This window comes from Pseudomonas sp. P135 (genome assembly GCF_020312125.1).
Classification (GTDB): domain Bacteria; phylum Pseudomonadota; class Gammaproteobacteria; order Pseudomonadales; family Pseudomonadaceae; genus Aquipseudomonas; species Aquipseudomonas fragariae.
On the sequence record NZ_JAGPYR010000004.1, the window covers coordinates 133690 to 152136 of the forward strand.

Annotated in this window: 19 protein-coding genes and 1 riboswitch; of the genes, 10 read left to right on the top strand and 9 right to left on the bottom strand. The window is 60.4% G+C overall.

The genetic code is table 11. From position 1 onward, the window contains the following. Positions 1 to 165: 165 nt before the first annotated feature. Positions 166 to 999, bottom strand: coding sequence for an amino acid ABC transporter permease (locus tag KBY08_RS07550; protein WP_057458246.1), 834 nt, complete (start codon positions 997 to 999; stop codon positions 166 to 168). Next, positions 996 to 1817 (bottom strand): ABC transporter substrate-binding protein, encoded by an 822-nt coding sequence (locus KBY08_RS07555; protein WP_054091882.1) that lies wholly within the window; start codon positions 1815 to 1817, stop codon positions 996 to 998. The genes KBY08_RS07550 and KBY08_RS07555 overlap by 4 nt, the downstream gene beginning before the upstream one ends. A 110-nt stretch (positions 1818 to 1927) precedes the next feature. Here KBY08_RS07555 and KBY08_RS07560 point away from each other — a divergent pair, with 110 nt between their 5' ends. Continuing rightward, a complete protein-coding gene (locus KBY08_RS07560) occupies positions 1928 to 2824 on the top strand; it encodes a homocysteine S-methyltransferase family protein (RefSeq protein ID WP_058398340.1) in 897 nt (298 codons plus the stop codon). 85 nt (positions 2825 to 2909) lie between these two features. Here KBY08_RS07560 and mqo read toward each other — a convergent pair whose 3' ends face one another. The 3 genes from mqo to KBY08_RS07575 form a co-directional block, all read right to left on the bottom strand. Further along, on the bottom strand, positions 2910 to 4418 hold the full coding sequence (gene mqo / locus KBY08_RS07565; RefSeq protein WP_111522471.1) for a malate dehydrogenase (quinone): 1509 nt from the start codon (positions 4416 to 4418) through the stop codon (positions 2910 to 2912). A gap of 362 nt (positions 4419 to 4780) precedes the next feature. Next, the gene (locus KBY08_RS07570; protein ID WP_154232346.1) at positions 4781 to 4957 is read right to left on the bottom strand and encodes a hypothetical protein; all 177 of its coding nucleotides are present in this window, start codon (positions 4955 to 4957) and stop codon (positions 4781 to 4783) included. Positions 4958 to 5139: 182 nt separating this feature from the next. Continuing rightward, the gene (locus KBY08_RS07575; protein WP_060400323.1) at positions 5140 to 5373 is read right to left on the bottom strand and encodes a hypothetical protein; all 234 of its coding nucleotides are present in this window, start codon (positions 5371 to 5373) and stop codon (positions 5140 to 5142) included. Between the two features lie 228 nt (positions 5374 to 5601). On the opposite strand from KBY08_RS07575, the gene KBY08_RS07580 reads away from it, so the two are divergent. Then, positions 5602 to 6183, top strand: coding sequence for a YajG family lipoprotein (locus KBY08_RS07580; protein ID WP_004406899.1), 582 nt, complete (start codon positions 5602 to 5604; stop codon positions 6181 to 6183). Between the two features lie 75 nt (positions 6184 to 6258). On the opposite strand, the gene KBY08_RS07585 is transcribed toward KBY08_RS07580, so the two are convergent. Then, complete coding sequence (locus tag KBY08_RS07585; RefSeq protein WP_003346138.1) at positions 6259 to 6465, bottom strand: hypothetical protein; 207 nt, start codon at positions 6463 to 6465, stop codon at positions 6259 to 6261. A 258-nt stretch (positions 6466 to 6723) separates the two neighbouring features. Continuing rightward, positions 6724 to 7890, bottom strand: a complete 1167-nt coding sequence (locus KBY08_RS07590) for a 1-acyl-sn-glycerol-3-phosphate acyltransferase (protein ID WP_003421706.1) — start codon at positions 7888 to 7890, stop codon at positions 6724 to 6726. Positions 7891 to 7993: 103 nt separating this feature from the next. Between KBY08_RS07590 and KBY08_RS07595 the strand changes: the two genes are divergently transcribed. The 4 genes from KBY08_RS07595 to KBY08_RS07610 all read left to right on the top strand — a co-directional run bounded on the left by KBY08_RS07595 (position 7994) and on the right by KBY08_RS07610 (position 10098). Then, the gene (locus tag KBY08_RS07595; protein WP_004406898.1) at positions 7994 to 8176 is read left to right on the top strand and encodes a CPXCG motif-containing cysteine-rich protein; all 183 of its coding nucleotides are present in this window, start codon (positions 7994 to 7996) and stop codon (positions 8174 to 8176) included. Next, positions 8176 to 8436 (top strand): putative signal transducing protein, encoded by a 261-nt coding sequence (locus KBY08_RS07600; RefSeq protein WP_003318203.1) that lies wholly within the window; start codon positions 8176 to 8178, stop codon positions 8434 to 8436. Before KBY08_RS07595 ends, KBY08_RS07600 begins: the two co-directional genes overlap by 1 nt. Positions 8437 to 8465: 29 nt before the next feature. Next, the gene (locus tag KBY08_RS07605) at positions 8466 to 9095 is read left to right on the top strand and encodes an SOS response-associated peptidase (protein ID WP_004406897.1); all 630 of its coding nucleotides are present in this window, start codon (positions 8466 to 8468) and stop codon (positions 9093 to 9095) included. 184 nt (positions 9096 to 9279) lie between these two features. After that, positions 9280 to 10098 carry a M48 family metallopeptidase gene (locus KBY08_RS07610; protein ID WP_004406896.1) on the top strand — a complete coding sequence of 273 codons (819 nt, stop codon included), beginning with the start codon at positions 9280 to 9282 and terminating at the stop codon, positions 10096 to 10098. A gap of 54 nt (positions 10099 to 10152) precedes the next feature. On the opposite strand, the gene KBY08_RS07615 is transcribed toward KBY08_RS07610, so the two are convergent. Both KBY08_RS07615 and KBY08_RS07620 read right to left on the bottom strand, forming a co-directional pair. Next, entirely contained in the window at positions 10153 to 10737 is a 585-nt protein-coding gene (locus KBY08_RS07615) for a TMEM165/GDT1 family protein (RefSeq protein WP_024641248.1), read from the bottom strand. Between the two features lie 13 nt (positions 10738 to 10750). Continuing rightward, positions 10751 to 10944, bottom strand: a riboswitch (yybP-ykoY riboswitch). A gap of 39 nt (positions 10945 to 10983) precedes the next feature. After that, positions 10984 to 11982: a class I SAM-dependent methyltransferase gene (locus KBY08_RS07620; protein WP_003346154.1), complete on the bottom strand. Its 999-nt coding sequence runs from the start codon at positions 11980 to 11982 to the stop codon at positions 10984 to 10986. Positions 11983 to 12283: 301 nt separating this feature from the next. Here KBY08_RS07620 and KBY08_RS07625 point away from each other — a divergent pair, with 301 nt between their 5' ends. The 4 genes from KBY08_RS07625 (at position 12284) to KBY08_RS07640 (ending at position 18408) form a co-directional block, all read left to right on the top strand. Further along, a complete protein-coding gene (locus KBY08_RS07625) occupies positions 12284 to 12916 on the top strand; it encodes a LysE family translocator (protein WP_024660939.1) in 633 nt (210 codons plus the stop codon). 169 nt (positions 12917 to 13085) lie between these two features. Further along, entirely contained in the window at positions 13086 to 14768 is a 1683-nt protein-coding gene (locus KBY08_RS07630; protein WP_024640140.1) for a fatty acid--CoA ligase, read from the top strand. 309 nt (positions 14769 to 15077) lie between these two features. Continuing rightward, positions 15078 to 17015, top strand: coding sequence for a DUF1302 domain-containing protein (locus KBY08_RS07635; RefSeq protein ID WP_004406890.1), 1938 nt, complete (start codon positions 15078 to 15080; stop codon positions 17013 to 17015). Positions 17016 to 17043: 28 nt separating this feature from the next. Beyond that, a complete protein-coding gene (locus KBY08_RS07640) occupies positions 17044 to 18408 on the top strand; it encodes a DUF1329 domain-containing protein (protein WP_024660938.1) in 1365 nt (454 codons plus the stop codon). Positions 18409 to 18447: the final 39 nt, after the last annotated feature.

Consider the following 18447-nt stretch of genomic DNA (forward strand, 5'->3'; position numbering starts at 1 on the left):
GGGCGTGGGAGCGAACTTGTTCGCGAAGACGGTGTTTTAGGCGATGCATTTTCGGCGATTATACGACCCCCTTCGCGAACAAGTTCGCTCCCACGGCCTTCGGCCAGAATCAAAAACAGACTTGCGTATAACACTGAGCGCAAAGCGTGAGGACGAACGCTGCAGTTATTTGCGTGCCTGATACGCCTTGCCGTAATGCCGCTCCAGTCGTGACTGCAACAACTCCAGCCCGATCGACATGATCCAGTACAGCACCGCTGCGGTGGTCAGCATTTCGATGTATCGATAGCTGGAGCGGCCGTAAGACTGCGCGAGAAACATCACTTCCCAGACGCCCATCACTGAAATCAGGGAAGAGTCCTTGAGCATGGAGATGAACTGGTTGGTGGTCGGCGGAATGATCGTGCGCATGGCCTGGGGCAGGGTGACGCGCCAGAAGATCTGCGTCGGGCGCAGCGCCAGGGCCAGTGCGGCTTCACGCTGCCCGACGGAGACGCCGATGATGCCGGCACGGAAAATCTCGCTCAGGTAAGCCCCGTAGTTGAGCGACAGCGCGATCACTCCTGCCGTGATGGCTCCGGGCACGATGCCAAGTTGTGGCAGACCGAGATAGATCAACAGGATCTGGATCAGCAGCGGCGTGCCACGAAAGAACGAGGCGTAGAAGCTGGCGATGCCAAACGCCACTGCGCTGCTGGAGAGCCGTGCGAGTGCAGTGACAAAGCCAAGCACGACCGAGACCACGATCGAGCACACTGACACGAACAATGTCAGCGCCGCGCCCTGCAGAAAGCCGTTGGGGGCCAGATGCAGCCCGATCAGGTTCGGCAGCTTGTCGAGGATGATCGACAGCTTCAGATCGAAGCTCAGGAAGAAGCCGGCGAACAGCACGAACATGACCAGCCAGGTCAGGTAAAGCCGCGTACGGAAGCCGAAAACTCGCTTGAGCAGGCTCTGCTCGGCCTGCTCGGGTGGGCGCTGGGGCTGAAAGGAAGTCATTTGCTGATGTCAGCACCGATCCACTTTTGCGACAGCTTGCTCAGGGTGCCGTCGCTCTTGAGTTCGGCGAAGACTTCGCGAACCTTGGCGTCCCATTCCGGATCGTCTTTTTCGATGGCCACGGAGTTGGGTTCTTCATACAGCGGCTCGCCCGCCAGTTTGAAGCGCTTGTCCTGATCCAGACGCGGTTTTGCGGTCACCAGATTGGTCAGTATCGCGTCCAGCCGCTTGCCAGCACCCAGCCCAAGGTCTTGAAAGGCCACGTTGTCGTTGTCGTACGGGGCGATCTGTACGTCTTCGAACGGGTACTGCAGGGGCTTGTCTTCGGCGCCATCGATGACCAGGTTCTTGTTCAGGTAACTTTCGTAGCTGGAGGCGCTGGTCAGGCCGACTTTCTTGCCGCTCAGGTCCTTGGCCGAATGGATACGATCATCCGAGGCGTTGACCACGATCACTGCAGGCGAGGCGTAATACTCGACCGGGAAGTTGAACACTTCGGCGCGGGCCTTGCTCGGTGTCATCGAGCAGACGCAGATGTCATAACGTCCGCTCCAGTGGCCCGCGGCGATCACGTCCCAGGACGGTGTTTCGAGGCGCAGCTTGACGCCCAGTTTCTGCGCCACGGCCTTGGCGACGTCGACATCGAAGCCGTCCAGTTCATTCTTGTCATTCAGGAAAGAGAAGGGCGGGTAACTTTCCATGAGGACGTTGACCAGCTCTTTGTTTTTCTGCACGCGATCCAGCGTGGCGCCGGCCAGAACTTGCGTGGAGGCTGCCAGAGTGACCAGGCCGATGCCCAGCAGAGCGCGATAATTCACAGATATCCCCTGAAAAAGTGTTTGTAGTTTGATGAAAGGGCCGTATTAAATACGTTATACAAGACTGACTCATAATGAGTTTTTTTCATATACATATAAGCAGATCACATATGACGCAAGGCACAACTGTAATTCTCGATGGCGGCATGGGCCGTGAACTGCAGCGTCGCGGAGCCCCGTTCCGCCAGCCTGAATGGTCGGCTCTGGCATTGAGTGAAGCACCGGAAGCGGTGAGTGCGGTACACGCCGCTTATATCGAAAGTGGTGCTCAGGTCATCACCAGTAACAGCTACGCCGTCGTGCCGTTTCATATTGGCGAAGAGCGTTTTGCCCGCGAGGGTCAGGCATTGGCAGCGCTGGCCGGGCAACTGGCGCGCGAATCGGCCGATGCTTCTGGCGGACGCGCCCGGGTAGCGGGCTCCATTCCGCCGCTGTTCGGTTCCTATCGCCCTGATCTCTATCAGCCGCAACTGGCTGCCGACGTTCTGAAACCACTGATTGCCGGGCTGTCGCCGTATGTCGATCTGTGGCTGGCCGAAACCCAGAGCTGCATTCTCGAAGCGCAGACCATCCGCGCCGGGCTGCCCAATGACGGCAAACCGTTCTGGCTGTCCTTCACCCTGCAGGATGAAGATACTGACGAGGTCCCGCGCCTGCGCTCAGGTGAGCCGGTCGCCGACGCCGCCAGGGCTGCCGCAGCAATGGGTGTCGCCACGCTGCTGTTCAACTGCAGTCAGCCAGAGGTGATCGGTGGCGCAATCGATGCAGCGCGTGAGGTGTTCACGTCGCTGAACGTCGACATTGCCATCGGCGCCTATGCCAACGCCTTCCCGCCGCAACCCAAGGACGCCACCGCCAACGACGGCCTGGATGAGCTGCGTGAAGACCTTGACCCGCAGGGCTATCAGCAGTGGGCGGCAGACTGGGTCAAGCGCGGCGCCACGCACATTGGCGGCTGCTGCGGGATTGGCCCCGAGCACATTGCCGTACTGTCCAGAAGCCTCTGACCGGCACCTGCAATAAACGCAATAAAAAGCCCCGTGGCTGGTAAAGGCTCACGGGGCTTTTTGTTACAGCACAGCAGCGACCGGATCAGGCGAAGCTGTGTTCCTGGCTGTTTTTCTCGACCAGTTCCAGCGCCTCGTCGTTCTGCGCGCTGATACGCTCGTAGAGCGGCGCATCGGTTTCGAGGATCTTCTCCCGGGCCGGGAAAATCTCTTCGAGCTTGGTCGCCCATTCCGTGCGGGTTTTCTCCGGGAAGCAGCGCTCGAGCAGCTCCAGCATGATCGACACAGTCACCGAAGCGCCTGGCGAAGCGCCGAGCAGTGCGGCCAGCGAGCCATCCTGTGCAGACACCAGCTCGGTGCCGAATTGCAGGACGCCGCCTTTTTTCGCATCTTTCTTGATGATCTGCACGCGCTGACCGGCGATTTCGAGACGCCAGTCTTCGGCTTTCGCTTCCGGGTAGAAGCGGCGCAGCGATTCCAGGCGTTGCTCCATCGACTGCATCACTTCGCTGACCAGGTACTTGGTCAGGTCCATGTTGTCGCGCGCCACCGCCAGCATCGGTTTGATGTTGGCCACGCGGACCGAGAGCGGCAGGTCGAGGTACGAGCCGTGTTTCAGGAACTTGGTGGTGAAACCGGCATAAGGTCCGAACAGCAGGGATTTCTTGCCATCGACCACGCGGGTGTCCAGGTGCGGCACCGACATCGGCGGCGAGCCCACGGCGGCCTGGCTGTAGACCTTGGCCTGGTGGTGCTTGACCACTTCCGGGTTGTCGCAACGCAGCCACTGGCCGCTGACCGGGAAGCCGCCAAAGCCCTTGCTTTCTTCGATGCCCGACAACTGCAGCAGTGGCAGTGCTGCGCCACCGGCACCGAGGAACACGAATTTGGCATCTATCTCGCGCGTGCCACCGCCATTCACGTCCTTGACGCTGACGGTCCAGCCGGCGCCGTTGCGGGTCAGGTTGGTCACACGGCTGCGGTACTTGATCTGCGTGCCTGGAGCGCTGGTCAGATGGCCAAGCAGTTGATTGGTCAGCGCGCCAAAATTGACGTCGGTGCCGTTCATCATGCGCGTTGCGGCAATTTTTTCGTCCGCAGGCCGGCCAGGCATCATCAATGGCATCCACTCGGCCAGTTTTGCCTTGTCCTCGGTGTATTCCATCGAGGAGAAGGCGTGATGCTTGCTCATGGCTGCAAAACGGGTCTTGAGGAACGAGACGCCTTTTTCGCCCTGCACGAAGCTCAGGTGTGGAACCGGGTTGATGAATGAGCGGGCTGAACCGAAGGTGCCCTTGCGTGCCAGGTAGGCCCAGAACTGTTTCGAGACTTCGAACTGGGTATTGATGTGCACCGCTTTCTTGATGTCGATGGAGCCATCAGCCGCAGGCGGCGTGTAGTTCAGCTCGCACAGACCGGCGTGGCCGGTGCCGGCGTTGTTCCACGGGTTGGAACTCTCCGCAGCACCGGAATCCATCAGCTCAACGACTTCCAGCGTGATGCCGGGGTCGAGCTCTTTTAGCAATACCGCCAGAGTGGCACTCATGATGCCCGCTCCGACCAGTACTACATCGACTGCTTCGTTATGCGCCATTAACGCGTCTCCAAAATCTGCAGCACCAAATTGACGGCATACGATCCTGAGGCTGGTTGCCAGGTGTTCGCGGGCTGGATCAACTCTCTACCCTCGCTTGCCTGGCCAGGATCGCCTGACCGATTCTTCGCAATTTTTCGCATCCAAAGCGCAGGTCCCGGTCAGGCCCGGTCATGGTTCATCAATGCTTCATGAACGCATTTCCAGGCCCGCGAGGCCATTCGACCATCGTCAGGGAGCCCCTTGTGCAACGGGCTCCTGTCGATGGCGTCAGGCTCCGGTCATGGAGGCGCGGCTGCGGTCAGTCCTGTTCAAGAGAGCCGGTTCAGACGCTGATGGTGCATTTACAAACGCGTACCTATTCATTTGCTCGCCACACTCTTGTGAAGTAGTGAAACCCGTTTTTCACGTCCTTTTGGGAACGCGAACCAAACCTCGAAATGGCTGCGATGACAGCGCTGGCAGGTCAGGCGCATAAAGAGTGAGGCGCTGGCCGGCGAGAAAGGTTCGATACGATTCGAGCATTCTTCACCTTTCATCGAGCACACTCGTGCGCAAATGACCTGTGTGGGCGGCTCTCTGTGGGCATTACGAAGGCGCTAATACGGCGATTAGCAGTGCTGCGAGGCCCGATCAGGAGACGTCCTTATAATCGGGGGGAGATTATAGCGATGAAATGGCAGGAATTGATCGCTTTAAATGACTTTTATTCGCTCCCCGGTCAGGCGGTGAGCAACTGGCCGCGCGGTGAGCGTTCGCTGCGCTGCGTCACGCGGGCGCTGGCGGGCAGGGCCTGATTCAGCCAGCTGAGCCGTTGCTCGGTCACTTCGACCCATTCCACGCCGGTCGGACGTTGCGCGCAGTGTTTGAACGCACGGCAGACGCCTGCCTGATCGATACGCGCGTAGTGGCGATGCTGTGGGCGTGCAGTGAACAGAGACCGGAACAGATTCATGGCGCAGCTCCTGTGACTTTAATGAGCGTCTGGGCGATGGAGGCGAGTCTGCCGCGTGGATGTGACGCCCTGATTACACTGTGCTGGATGAATCTTGCCCTGCGTTGCTGCGTGAACCCCGATGCGTGTCGAATGTCCGAGGCTTAACGGTCAGTGGCCTCTGGTTAGCGGCTGTTACAGGCCGCTATACTGCGGCACATTCAGTGTCTGGCCCATGGAGAAATGAGCATGCTGCGTCGCATTTTGTTCGGTTTGCTTGCTGTAAGCAGTTTGACCCTGGTGGGCTGTGCCCACAGTCCGCAACAACTCAGCCCCACGCCCAAGCTCAACGCGCAGCTGGCGGCCGTAGGGCGTGGTCAGCCTGTGGTGGTGCGTGTCGTCGACGGCCGTCCTGGGCCGACGCTGGGTACGCGCGGTGGCATGTACCCGGAAACCAGCGCAATCAGCGTCAACGGTGCTGATATCGTTCCCAAGCTTCAGGCTCAGGCTGAAGCGGCCGTGCGCCTGCTGGGCTTTACGCCAACCCAGAGCGGCAACGCTCCACAGCTGACCGTGACCCTGGCAGACTTGAAGTACCAGTCGCCGAAGGAAGGTCTGTACGTCACTGAAGCCACCATCAGCTCGACGTTCCGCGCTGACGTGCGCAATAACGGTCGCACCTACAGTGGTCGTTACGCCGCATCGCTGGACCAGCGTTTCGGTATGGCGCCGAACCAGGAAACCAACACCAAGCTGGTGAGCGACGTGTTGAGCGACGCGCTGACTCGCGTCTTCCAGGACCCGACCATCGGTTCGACCCTGTCGCAGTAAGCCTCTAACCGTCGCGATAAAAAAAGCCCGGCCCTTGTTGAAGGGGCCGGGCTTTTTGCTGTTCAGGGTTTGCTATCAGGCTGCCTGCTGGTAGAAGTCCAGGAAACTCAACCCCGTGTCCTGATCCAGATCCGGCAAATCATGATGAACATGCCCGCCCAGTGCGCAGTAGACCAGCCAGTGGCGGTCCTGAACATTGAAGGCCAGGCCATCGATCAACTCCTGCTGCTCATCGCTTGGGGCAATGAGATAAAGGCGATCCTGATTTTTTGCATGCAGCATGACAAGCTCCAAAGAGAGGGAAGTCCGTTTCTCGAGGAGCCACACAATGCAGGCGAAGTATGACGCTGGGGTGACAGCGGCAGAGAATTGTCATGCAGAATGTTTCGGGGGCGTATGACCACGCGGAGCCTGAGCAGGATGCGTGCTCTCCCGTACACCTATCGTTCCTCACGCTGACGCGCCCACGACCGGAGGCAAAGCGCCCGCAACGGCGTACCCACGCGGAGCATGGGTACGGTAGGCATTCTGGCGCAGGTCTTAAAGCGCCAGCCCTGCCTTGACGCGGTACTGGTTGCGCACCGGTGTCGCGTATTGCTGAATCATGTAAGGGCGGTGCTCGATCGGCGTGCCTGCCAGACGACTTTCCCACTCCTCCCTGGCACGTTCGAGTTCATCGGCCGGGAACAGGGCTTCAGCCTTCGGCACTTCAAGCGCCGGATCGGCATCGCTCCACTGCGCGTACGCCAGGTAATGCACCGGGAACAGCCGATAGCCGCCGAGAATCTGCCGGTCCATCTCGATGGCCAGTTGCTTGGTGTCCTCGAAGTGCTCGGTGATCGGCGGTGCAAAGTTCACATGCACACGGCCTTTATAGCCGGTGATCCCCAGGGCAATGCTCACGTCGTCTTCGCCCGGCGTCTTGGTGTAGGCGCCGGTTGTCGCACGAATGTACAGCTCGCGGGCCTTGGCGCTGTCGCACGGATCATACTCATAGCTGATCGACACCGGGATCAGGTTCAGCGAACGAATCACGTCGCCAAACGGCTCATCCTTGCGGCTCATGTGGAACATCTTGAGGATCGCTGACTCGGTACGGTCGTCACCGTCCTTGGCGCGGCCCTCGGCCTGAGCGATCCAGATCGACTGGCAGTCCTGGGTGATCGAGTGATTGATGTACGCCGACAGCAATTGATAAGCCGCCATCTTCTCGCGCCGCCCGGTGATCGAGCGATGCACGATGAAGCTCTTGTTCAGGCGCATCAGGTCGCTGACGAATGGCTTTTGCAGCAGGTTGTCGCCGATTGCGATGCGCGGAGTGGGCAGGCCTGCGTGGTACACGGCATAGTTGACGAACGCCGGGTCCATGACGATATCGCGATGGTTGGCCAGAAACAGGTAGGCGCAACCGGACTTCAGCTGTTCGACGCCAGTGTAGGTGACCCCGTCGGTGGCGCGTTCGATGGTGTGGTCGACATAATATTCAACCTTGTCCTGCAGCGTGGCGACCGAGTCGATACCGGCAAATTCGCGGCGCAGCTTGCGTGCCAGGGTTGGCTGCAGCAGCCAGCCGAATGCGCCCGCCAGGCGGGGAAAGCGGAACCGGGTCAGAATGGCGAGAAAGGCTTTGTCGCTCAGCAGACGTGCCAATACGGCGGGGACTTCTGCATCGTTGTAAGGTCGGATGGCATCAAATTCGCCCATCATGCTCTCTTGTTTGAATCGAATAGGGTAAAAAGAAGACGGATTTGTTAAAACTGCCTTCTGAAGAATGGGTCAATTATACGCATAACTGATCCCGGAGACCGTGATGCAGGAATTACAGAGTTACGACTGCCCTTATTGCGGCGAACCTGTCGAAGCCGTACTGGATATTTCCGGCGGCGATCAACAGTACATTGAAGACTGTCCGGTCTGTTGCCGCCCGATCGTTTTCGACCTGCAGACCGACGGCGAAGACTGGAATCTGGATGTTCGCAGCGAGAACGAGTGATGCAGAAGATCTACGAGCCCGAGAACCTGATGGAGGCCGAGTTGCTGCTGGCAATGCTTGCCAGCGAAGGCATCAACGCGCATCTGGCCGGTCGTGATCTGCTTGGGGCGATGGGCGAGCTGCCGGGGCTGGGGCTTCTGGCCCTCAAGGTCGAAGATGCGCAGGTCGCTCGCGCACGAGCGTTGATCACTGCGTACAATAGCGCCTCGCCCCTGTCTGGCGATGAGCCGGACGACTTCCCCGATGTGCTGGTGTGCTGAGCACCTTCAAACGAGTCTGATTAGCCCCCATGTGTGGACGCTATGCCCTGTTTCGCTGGACCCCTGCCTTTGCCGCCTTGCCCGGTTTCCCTGCCGATCAGCAGGCGCAATGGAATATTTCGCCAGCCGACTGGGTGTTGATCATGCGTGCCGCCGACAACGCGGAGGGCATCGAGCTGGTGCGCGCGCGCTGGGGCCTGACGCCGGCCTGGCTCACTGACCTGTCGAAAACGCCTGCCCATGCCCGCGCTGAAACGGTGGCCGAGCAGCCGATGTTTCGCGATGCCTTCACCCATCGCCGCTGTCTGCTCCCCGCCAACGGCTTTTACGAATGGCGCGGCACGGTACGCAAACGCCCGTTCTGGCTGACGCCGGGGGAGGGCGCCGCGCTGTTTTTCGCCGCGATCTGGGAAGCCTATCCGGTGCAGGGGCATACGTACCTGAGCGTCGCAGTAGTTACCCAGGCCGCGGCAACCCAGCGCCGGCCATTGATTCTGGACGCCAAGGGCCAGAAAGACTGGCTGGCCGCCGACACGCCGCTGCCGACCCTGCAAGCGTTGCTGGCTGCCCCGCAGACGGCGCTGCGCGAGCGGCCACTGGCCAATCTGGTCAATGATCCCAAGCTCAATGCCCCTGAGTGCCTTACGCCTCTGAGCTAGTCGGGCCAGGCAAAAAACGCCGAATCGGACAAATCCGATATCCGCGTTGAAGTACATCTGATACAAACTGGACACACCTGCGGGAACCATCAGCCCCTGTGCAAAGACCAAGATGCCAGCTGGCCGGTATCTGGCGCAGAGGTCTGCCCCGGGAATGACCGTTTCATACACTAGGAGATACACCATGCGTCCTTCATTTGCCTTCTGTGCCTTGAGCGCTGCGTTGCTGCTCGGCGGGTGTCAGGCAGTCAATACCACGAGTGGCGACTCGGTCGGTGTGGAGCGCAAACAGTACATGTTCAGCATGCTCTCGACGGATGAAGTCAACAAAATGTACGCCCAGTCCTACCAGCAGACCGTTGGCGAGGCGACCAGCAAAGGGGTACTGGACACCACCAGCGCAAATGCCAGGCGGGTCCATGCAATCGCCGATCGACTGATTGCCCAGGCGCCCAAATTGCGACCTGATTCGGCCCAGTGGCAGTGGGAAGTCAACCTGATCAAGAGCGACGAGCTGAACGCCAACTGTGGTCCTGGCGGCAAGATCATTGTCTACAGCGGCCTGATCGATACCCTCAAACTGACCGACGATGAAATCGCTGCGGTCATGGGCCACGAGATCGCCCATGCGTTGCGCGAGCACGGGCGTGAAGCGATGTCCAAGGCGTACGGTGTTTCGATGGCCAAGCAGGGCGCAGGCGCCTTGCTGGGATTGGGGCAGGACAGCCTGGCGTTGGCAGATACCGTGGTCAACTACAGCCTGACGCTGCCCAACAGTCGCAGTAACGAGAACGAAGCCGATCTGCTCGGTCTGGAACTGGCCGCACGCGCCGGTTACAACCCTAATGCAGCGATCACCCTGTGGCAGAAAATGACCCAGAACTCCGGCGGTTCGCAGCCTGAGTTCATGAGCACTCACCCGGCCTCGGAAAGTCGCATCGCCTCGTTGCAGGCTGCGATACCGAAAGTCATGCCGCTGTACCAGAAAGCCGCTAAATCCTGAGTGGATGAGTCGCCCGTAGCGTTGCGAGTGTTTTCGCAACGCTACGGGCCGGCATTACACCCAGCCGCTGACCTGCATTGCCTTGTAAACCGCCACCAGCGCCAGCACGAAGAACGCGCAGGCAGCCAGTCGGCGGATCAGGGTCAGCGGCAGCTTCTCGGCGGCGAAATTGCCCGCCAGCACCACCGGCACGTTGGCCAGCAGCATGCCCACCGTGGTGCCCAGAATGACCAGCCACAGATAGGAATACTGCGCCGCCAGCATCACCGTGGCGATCTGCGTCTTGTCACCGATTTCAGCGATGAAGAACGTGATCAGCGTGGTCATGAACGGGCCGAACTTGCGTGCCGTGCTGGCTTCGTCGTCGTCCATCTTGTCCGGAACCAGTGTCCACAGCGCCGTGGCGGTAAAGCTGGCGGCGAGGATCCAGTGCAGCACTGCGTCTGACAGATAACTGCTGAACCACGCACCCACTGCGCCGGCGGCTGCATGGTTGGCGAGGGTTGCGGCAACGATGCCGGCAATGATCGGCCATGGCTTGCGAAAGCGCGCGGCGAGAACGAGCGCGAGCAACTGCGTCTTGTCACCGATTTCGGCGAGCGCGACCACTGCGGTGGGGATTAAGAATGATTCCAGCATCAGGCTTCCTGAGGGGCGGGTCGACACGGCTATGACACGTACGACCTCCCCGCCCCGGGTAAGGTGTTCGTGTCATAGGTCTTGTCAAACCACCGATCCGTCTGAGCGGATTCCGGGTCGCACGTACCATGGTCTGAGGACCAAGTATGTTGATACGTGCCGGACGAGCATGGCGCTCGTGGGAGACTACTCCCCTAGGACGGAGCGGATTCTGCCTCCGCGAAAACGTTTCGGCAAGTGCTTATTTCAGGGGCGTTTGGCGCTGTAGATTTTGAAACCGTTACCCTGAGCCCTGACTTCGCACTGCCCGACATGCTCCTCGATCAGCGGCTGATAACGCAGGAAGTTATTCGCGACCAGGCGCAGTTCGCCACCTGATTTAAGATGTTGGCGTGCTTTTCTCAGCAGGTTTTCCGTTGCCATGTAATCGGTATGAACCCCGACGTGGAACGGCGGATTGCTCAGAATCGTGTTCAAGCCCATCGGGGCTGCGTCTATGCCGTCACCGGTCAGCACCTGGGCTTGCAGGCCATTGGCGGCAAGGGTCAGGCGCGAACTGGCGGTGGCGAAGGCATCGACATCGAGCATGATGACTTCGTTATGCGGGTAACGACGCTTGATCGCCGCGCCCAGCACTCCGGCGCCGCAACCGAAATCGAGCAGGTTGCCGCTGGGCAGCTTGTCAATGTTTTCCAGCAACAAGGCTGAACCACGGTCGAGCCGGCCATGGCTGAACACACCGGGCAGGCTGACGACGGTGAGCGGGCCGTCCTGCAATTCGATCTGGTAGGGCCTGGCGAGGCTTTCCAGGCTGACGGCTTGCGGTGCGTGCTCGACGGTGACCTGCCACAGTTGGCAGTGGCGGGCGCTGTCCAGCTTGCGCGCGCGGCCGAACGGGCTCAGTTGCTTGGCAGCCGCTTCGATGCCACCACGTTTCTCGCCGACCAGAAACAGCTCGCGTCCGGCCAGTCGCGAGGCCAGTGCATTGAGCAGGTAGTCGGTCAGATCACGTGCCTTGGGCAGGAACAGCACGGCGGCTTCGAAGTCAGTCTGTGGCGCCTCGACGCCGAAATCCACGCGCCCTTCAAAACGCGCATCCAGGGCCGCTTGATCACCGGCGTGCCAGCACCAACCACGTGCGTCCGGCAGTTTTCCGAGCAGGTCATCGGCGGGCAGCCCGACCAACAACAGCGAGCCCTGAAACAGCTCGGCCTGACGGAGTAACACTTCACTGCGCGGGTCCATGGAATGGCTCCTGAAAAAGCGCGCAGTCTAACAGGATATGGGCCGGGAGGACGCGGAGCGTCCGGAACAGCATGCGACGCGGAGCGTCGCACGATAGTTGCGATGATCGTTCCGCACGCTCCAGCGTGGGAATGCAGTTCACGACGCTCTGCGTCGTCACGAGGACGCGGAGCGTCCGGAAAGGCATGCGACGCACGATAGTTAGAGCACGCCCTGCGTCGCATCAATGCCGGCATCTGTTGCGAAGACATCAGACAGCGTAATCTGCCGGGTCAGACGTCAACCCTCCAGGAGGTCCCACATGTACTGGGCAGAATTTCTTACCGTTGCGCTGATTCACTTGCTGGCGGTTGCCAGCCCCGGTCCGGATTTCGCGGTGGTGGTGCGTGAAAGCGTCACTCATGGGCGCAAGGCAGGGACCTGGGCGGCGTTGGGCGTCGGCTCGGCGATCTTTCTGCATGTGGGCTATTCGCTGCTGGGGATCGGGATTATCGTCTCCCAGTCCATCGTGCTGTTCAACGCGCTGAAATGGGCAGCCGCGGCCTATCTGCTGTACATCGGCATCAAGGCGTTGCGCGCCAAGCCGGCCGCTGCAACGGGGGATACCGCCATCAAGGCCCCTCCCGGCGAGCGCACGGCACGCGGTGCCTACATCAGCGGTTTCGTCACCAATGGCCTGAATCCCAAGGCGACGCTGTTCTTCCTCTCGCTGTTCACCGTGGTGATCAATCCGCACACGCCACTGCTGGTGCAGGGCGGTTACGGCGTGTACCTCGCAGTGGCGACGGCGGCGTGGTTCTGTCTGGTGGCGCGACTGTTCAGCCAGGCCCGGGTGCGCGCAGGATTCGCGCGCATGGGGCACTGGTTCGACCGGGCCATGGGCGGCGTGCTGATCGCGCTGGGCATCAAGCTGGCGCTGACCGAAGTGCGCTGAAACCTGAGTTCAGTACGCCGCTTACCGAGCACATGCAGCAGTCCGGACGCCCCTTGCAGACAGCGCGGGGCGTCTCGAAAAATCATCCCTTTTACTGATTTCACTGGCAGCCCGAGGCCCTAGAGTGCATATTTTCAGCACGCTTATGGACTTTGAAAAAGGGCTTCATATGTTACAGACTCGCGTTCTTCCGCCCGCCGATGGCGCGTATCAGTGCCCTCTGTTGATCAAGCGCCTGCTGTTGTCGGGCGGTCGTTATGAAAAGACGCGCGAAATCATCTACCGTGATTCGGTCCGCTACACCTACGCGACCCTCAACGAACGCATCTGTCGCCTGGCCAACGTACTGACAGCGGCGGGCGTGAAGTCTGGCGATACCGTGGCGGTGATGGACTGGGACAGCCACCGCTACCTGGAATGCATGTTCGCCATCCCGATGATTGGTGCGGTCATCCACACCGTCAATGTGCGGCTTTCTCCCGAGCAGATCGCCTACACCATCAACCACGCCGACGACCGTCTGGTGCTGGTGAATAGCGAGTTCACGGGACTCTATCAGGCGATGTCCGGACACCTGAGCACGGTCGAGAAGACCCTGTTGCTGACGGATTTGCCAGACAAGACTGCCGAGCTGCCCAACCTCGTGGGCGAGTACGAGACCCTGCTGGCGGCGGCCAGCCCCGAATACGTGTTCGAGGATTTCGACGAAAACTCGGTCGCCACCACGTTTTACACCACCGGCACCACAGGCAACCCCAAGGGGGTGTATTTCACCCACCGCCAACTGGTGCTGCACACCATGGGCGTGGCGACCATCATGGGCTGTATCGACAGCACCCGGCTGCTGGGCACCGATGACGTCTACATGCCCATCACGCCGATGTTTCACGTGCACGCCTGGGGCATTCCCTATGCGGCAACCATGCTCGGTCTGAAACAGGTGTATCCCGGCCGCTACGATCCCGAGTTGCTGGTAGAGCTGTGGCGCAGAGAGAAAGTCACCTTCTCCCATTGCGTGCCGACCATTCTGCAAATGCTGCTGAACGCCAAGTCTGCCCAGAACGTCGATTTCGGTGGCTGGAAGATCATCATTGGCGGCAGCTCCCTGACCCGCAGTCTGTATCAGGCCGCCAAATCCCGCGGCATCCAGCTCACTGCCGCCTACGGCATGTCTGAAACCGGACCACTCATATCCGTAGCGCACATCAACGAAGAGTTGAAAGCCGGCAGTGAAGACGAGCGCATCACCTACCGGATCAAGGCCGGCGTGCCGGGAATGCTGGTGGAAGCCGCCATCATCGATCAGCAGGGCAACTTCCTCCCGGCCGACGGCGAAACCCAGGGAGAGCTGGTGCTGCGTGCGCCTTGGCTGACCGGAAGCTACTTTCGCGAGCCCGAAAAAGGCGCCGAGCTGTGGGCGGGCGGCTGGCTGCACACCGGTGATGTGGCGACGCTGGACGGCATGGGCTTCATCGACATTCGCGACCGCATCAAGGACGTGATCAAGACCGGTGGCGAATGGGTTTCGTCGCTGGAACTCGAAGATTTGTGCAGCCGCCACCCGGCAGTGCGCGAAGTGGCAGTGGTCGGCATCGCCGATCCGCAATGGGGAGAGCGGCCGTTTGCCTTGTTGGTGATTCGCGATGGCCACCAGCTCGATGCCAAGGGTTTGAAGGAGCACCTCAAGCCGTTTGTCGAGCAAGGTCACATCAATAAGTGGGCGATTCCCAGCCAGATCGCGCTTGTTACCGAAATTCCCAAGACCAGCGTCGGCAAGCTGGACAAGAAACGCATGCGCCTGGACATCGTGGAGTGGCAAAGCAGCAACAGTGCCTTTCTCTCGACCCTCTGACACCTCGGGCATGCCGTATCCGTTGGCGACGGCACGTGTCTGCGCTGCAGGTCCTGCTCTGTGACTTGCCAAATTTGCAAATTACGCCATCCTCCCCGCCACATGTTTTTTGGCGGCTTCCCGGAAACGGTCGGTCCAGAGGCGTTGGTCGTGCAAATCACACTTTAGAGGGATCTAGCGTCAGAGCGTGCTGGCTATAGTCAGCACCGGGAATGGCAAGAACGGACCTGGCGCGTGTGTTGATTCGATGACTGATTCGTTTCTGGATTTCCCCACCGCCATAACAATAAAACACAAGGAGTAGCGTCGATGACAAGCACATCCCCCTTCTGGCGTCGGGCCAGGCTGCCTCTGGCCGTCAGCCTTGCCTCGTCGCTCGCCGGCCCGGCCTTTGCCGTGACCTTCAATGTCGGCGAGATCGAAGGCAGTTTCGACTCGTCGCTGTCAGTGGGGGCGAGCTGGTCGACGGCCAATCCCAACAAGAACCTGATCGGCGCCAACAACGGCGGGCGTGGTCTGTCGCAGACGTCCGATGACGGTCACTTGAACTTCAAGCGTGGGGAGACGTTTTCGAAGATCTTCAAGGGCATTCATGATCTGGAACTGAAGTACGGCGATACCGGTGTGTTCCTGCGCGGCAAATACTGGTACGACTTCGAACTCAAGGATGAAAACCGCGAGTTCAAGGACATCAGCGACTCGGGACGCAAGGAGGGCGCCAAGTCGTCCGGGTTCCAGCTGCTCGACGCCTTCGTCTATCACAACTATTCGATTGCCGATCAGCCGGGCGCGGTGCGCTTCGGCAAGCAGGTCATCAGTTGGGGGGAAAGTACCTTCATTCAGGGCGGCATCAACAGCGTCAACCCGGTCGATGTCTCGGCCTTCCGGCGACCCGGTTCGGAAATCAAGGAAGGCCTGATTCCGGTCAACATGTTCTACCTGTCCCAGAGCCTGACCGACAACCTGTCTGCCGAAGGTTTCTACCAGCTTGAATGGGATCAGACGGTCGTCGACAACTGCGGCACTTTCTTCTCGCAACCCGATGTGATTGCCGATGGCTGCAACAACAACCTCGCGGTCTTGCGCAGCCGCAGCGGCCTGAACAGCTCGCTGACGGCGGCCGGTCTGCCAGCTGGCGCGCGCGGTGCGGTGTTCAATTCGCTGTCGCAGCAGGGCGTGGTGTTCGGCAACCCGGATGAGGGCGCGGTGGTGCGCCGAGGCCCTGACCGCGATGCGCGCGACAGCGGCCAGTTCGGTTTTGCCTTGCGTTACAACTTCGAACCGCTGGACACCGAGTTCGGCGCGTACATGATGAATTACCACAGCCGTGCACCGATTTTCAGCGGGCGCGGCGGCTCGGCTGCTTCGTTCAGCCCGCAAGGGCTGGTCGGTTCGCTGGTGCGCAACGGCATTCCTGCCAGCACTGCCGCCGCGCTGGCCCCCAGCCTGCTGCCGGTGGTGGTGGCGGGCAACTCCAGTTACTACGTCGAATACCCCGAAGACATTCGTCTGTACGGCCTGAGCTTCTCGACCACGCTGCCCACCGGCACGGCGTGGAGCGGCGAGATCAGCTACCGCCCCAACGCGCCGATTCAGGTCAATACCACCGACATCCTCTATTCGGGCATTTCGCCGCTCAATCCCAACGTGTCGCTGCTCAGCGGGCAGCCGAATACGGATCAAGCCGGTTATCGCCGCAAAGAAATCACCCAGATGCAGACCACATTTACCCAGTTCTTCGATCAGGTCATGGGCGCCGAGCGTCTGACGGTGGTCGGTGAAGTGGGCTGGACTCATGTGGGCGGGCTCGAAAGCACCTCCAAAATCCGTTACGGCCGCGATCCGGTGTACGGCCCCGGGCCGCTGCCTGGCGGCCAATGCGCAACGTTGAACGCCGGCACGCTGACCGGTGCCGAGCAGAACAACCTGACCCGCTATTGCGAAGACGACGGCTTTACCACGGCCAACTCCTGGGGTTACCGCGCCCGCGCCATCTGGGATTACAACAGCGTGTTCGCCGGGGTCAACCTCAAGCCGAGCGTGGCCTGGTCGCATGACGTCAAAGGCTATTCACCCGGCCCAGGCGGCAACTTCGAAGAGGGGCGCAAGGCGGTCAGCCTGGGGCTCGATGCCGAGTACCAGAACACCTACACCGCGAACCTTTCCTACACCAACTTCTTTGATGGCAAGTACACCACGGTCGATGACCGGGACTTCGTGGCGCTGAGCTTCGGCATGAACTTCTAAGAACATGGTTTTCAGGATGACGATGAACATGAAAATAACAAAAAATCTGTTGCAGGTCGGGGTTCTGGGTATGTCGCTGCTGGCGACGGGTGTGATGGCGGCGGTGTCCGAGTCCGAAGCGGCAAAGCTGGGCACCTCGCTGACACCGATGGGCGCGGAAAAGGCCGGTAATGCGGCCAACACCATCCCGGCCTGGAGCCCGATGCCGAAAAACGCCGGGGCGGTGGACAGCAAGGGTTTTCTTGCCAACCCGTACGCCAGTGAAAAACCGCTGTTCATCATCACCGCGGCCAACGTCGAGCAGTACAAGGACAAGCTGGCGCCGGGCCAATACGCGATGTTCAAGCGCTACCCGGACAGCTACCGGATTCCGGTCTACCCGACCCATCGCGGTGCCACCGTGCCGGATGACGTGTTCGCCGCGATCAAAAAAAACGCCACCACCAGCAAGCTGGTCGGTGGCGGCAGTGGTCTGGAAAACTTCGATACGGCCATCCCGTTCCCGATCCCGGCCAGTGGCGTCGAGGTCATCTGGAACCACATCACCCGTTACCGGGGCGGCAGCGTCAAGCGTCTGGTCACCCAGGCCACGCCACAGCCCAACGGCTCCTACAGCCTGGTGTATTTCTCCGATCAGTTCGTGTTTCGCGACAAGATGAGGGATTTCGACCCGAAAAATCCGGGCAACGTGCTGTTCTACTTCAAGCAGGAAGTCACCGCTCCGGCGCGTCTGGCCGGTGGCGTGTTGCTGGTACATGAAACCCTGGACCAAGTGGCCGAACCGCGCTCGGCGTGGCTGTACAACGCCGGTCAGCGCCGCGTGCGTCGTGCGCCGCAGGTGTCCTACGACGGCCCCGGTACTGCCTCCGACGGGCTGCGCACTTCCGACAACCTTGACATGTACAACGGCGCGCCGGACCGCTATGACTGGAAACTGATCGGCAAGCAGGAAATGTACATCGCCGCCAACAGCCACAAGCTGGACGATCCGACGCTCAAGTACGCCGACATCATCAAGGCCGGCCATATCAACCAGGACCTGACCCGCTACGAGCTGCGCCGCGTGTGGCACGTGACCGCCACCCTCAAGGAAGGGCAGCGTCATATCTATGCCAAGCGTGACTTCTTCATCGACGAAGACACCTGGCAGGCCGCCGTCATCGACCATTACGACGGGCGTGGTCAGCTGTGGCGCGTGGCCGAGGCGCACTCGGAAAACTACTACGACAAGCAAGTACCGTGGTACGCGGTAGAGACGCTGTACGACCTGCAATCGGGTCGCTATGTGGCGCTGGGCATGAAAAACGAAGAGAAGAAGGCCTACGAGTTCGGCTTCACGGCCGGCACCAGCGACTTCACCCCCAACGCGCTGCGCCAGGAAGGGGTTCGTTGATACCTGAACGGTACACGATGTAGCTCAGCGCCTGCCTTG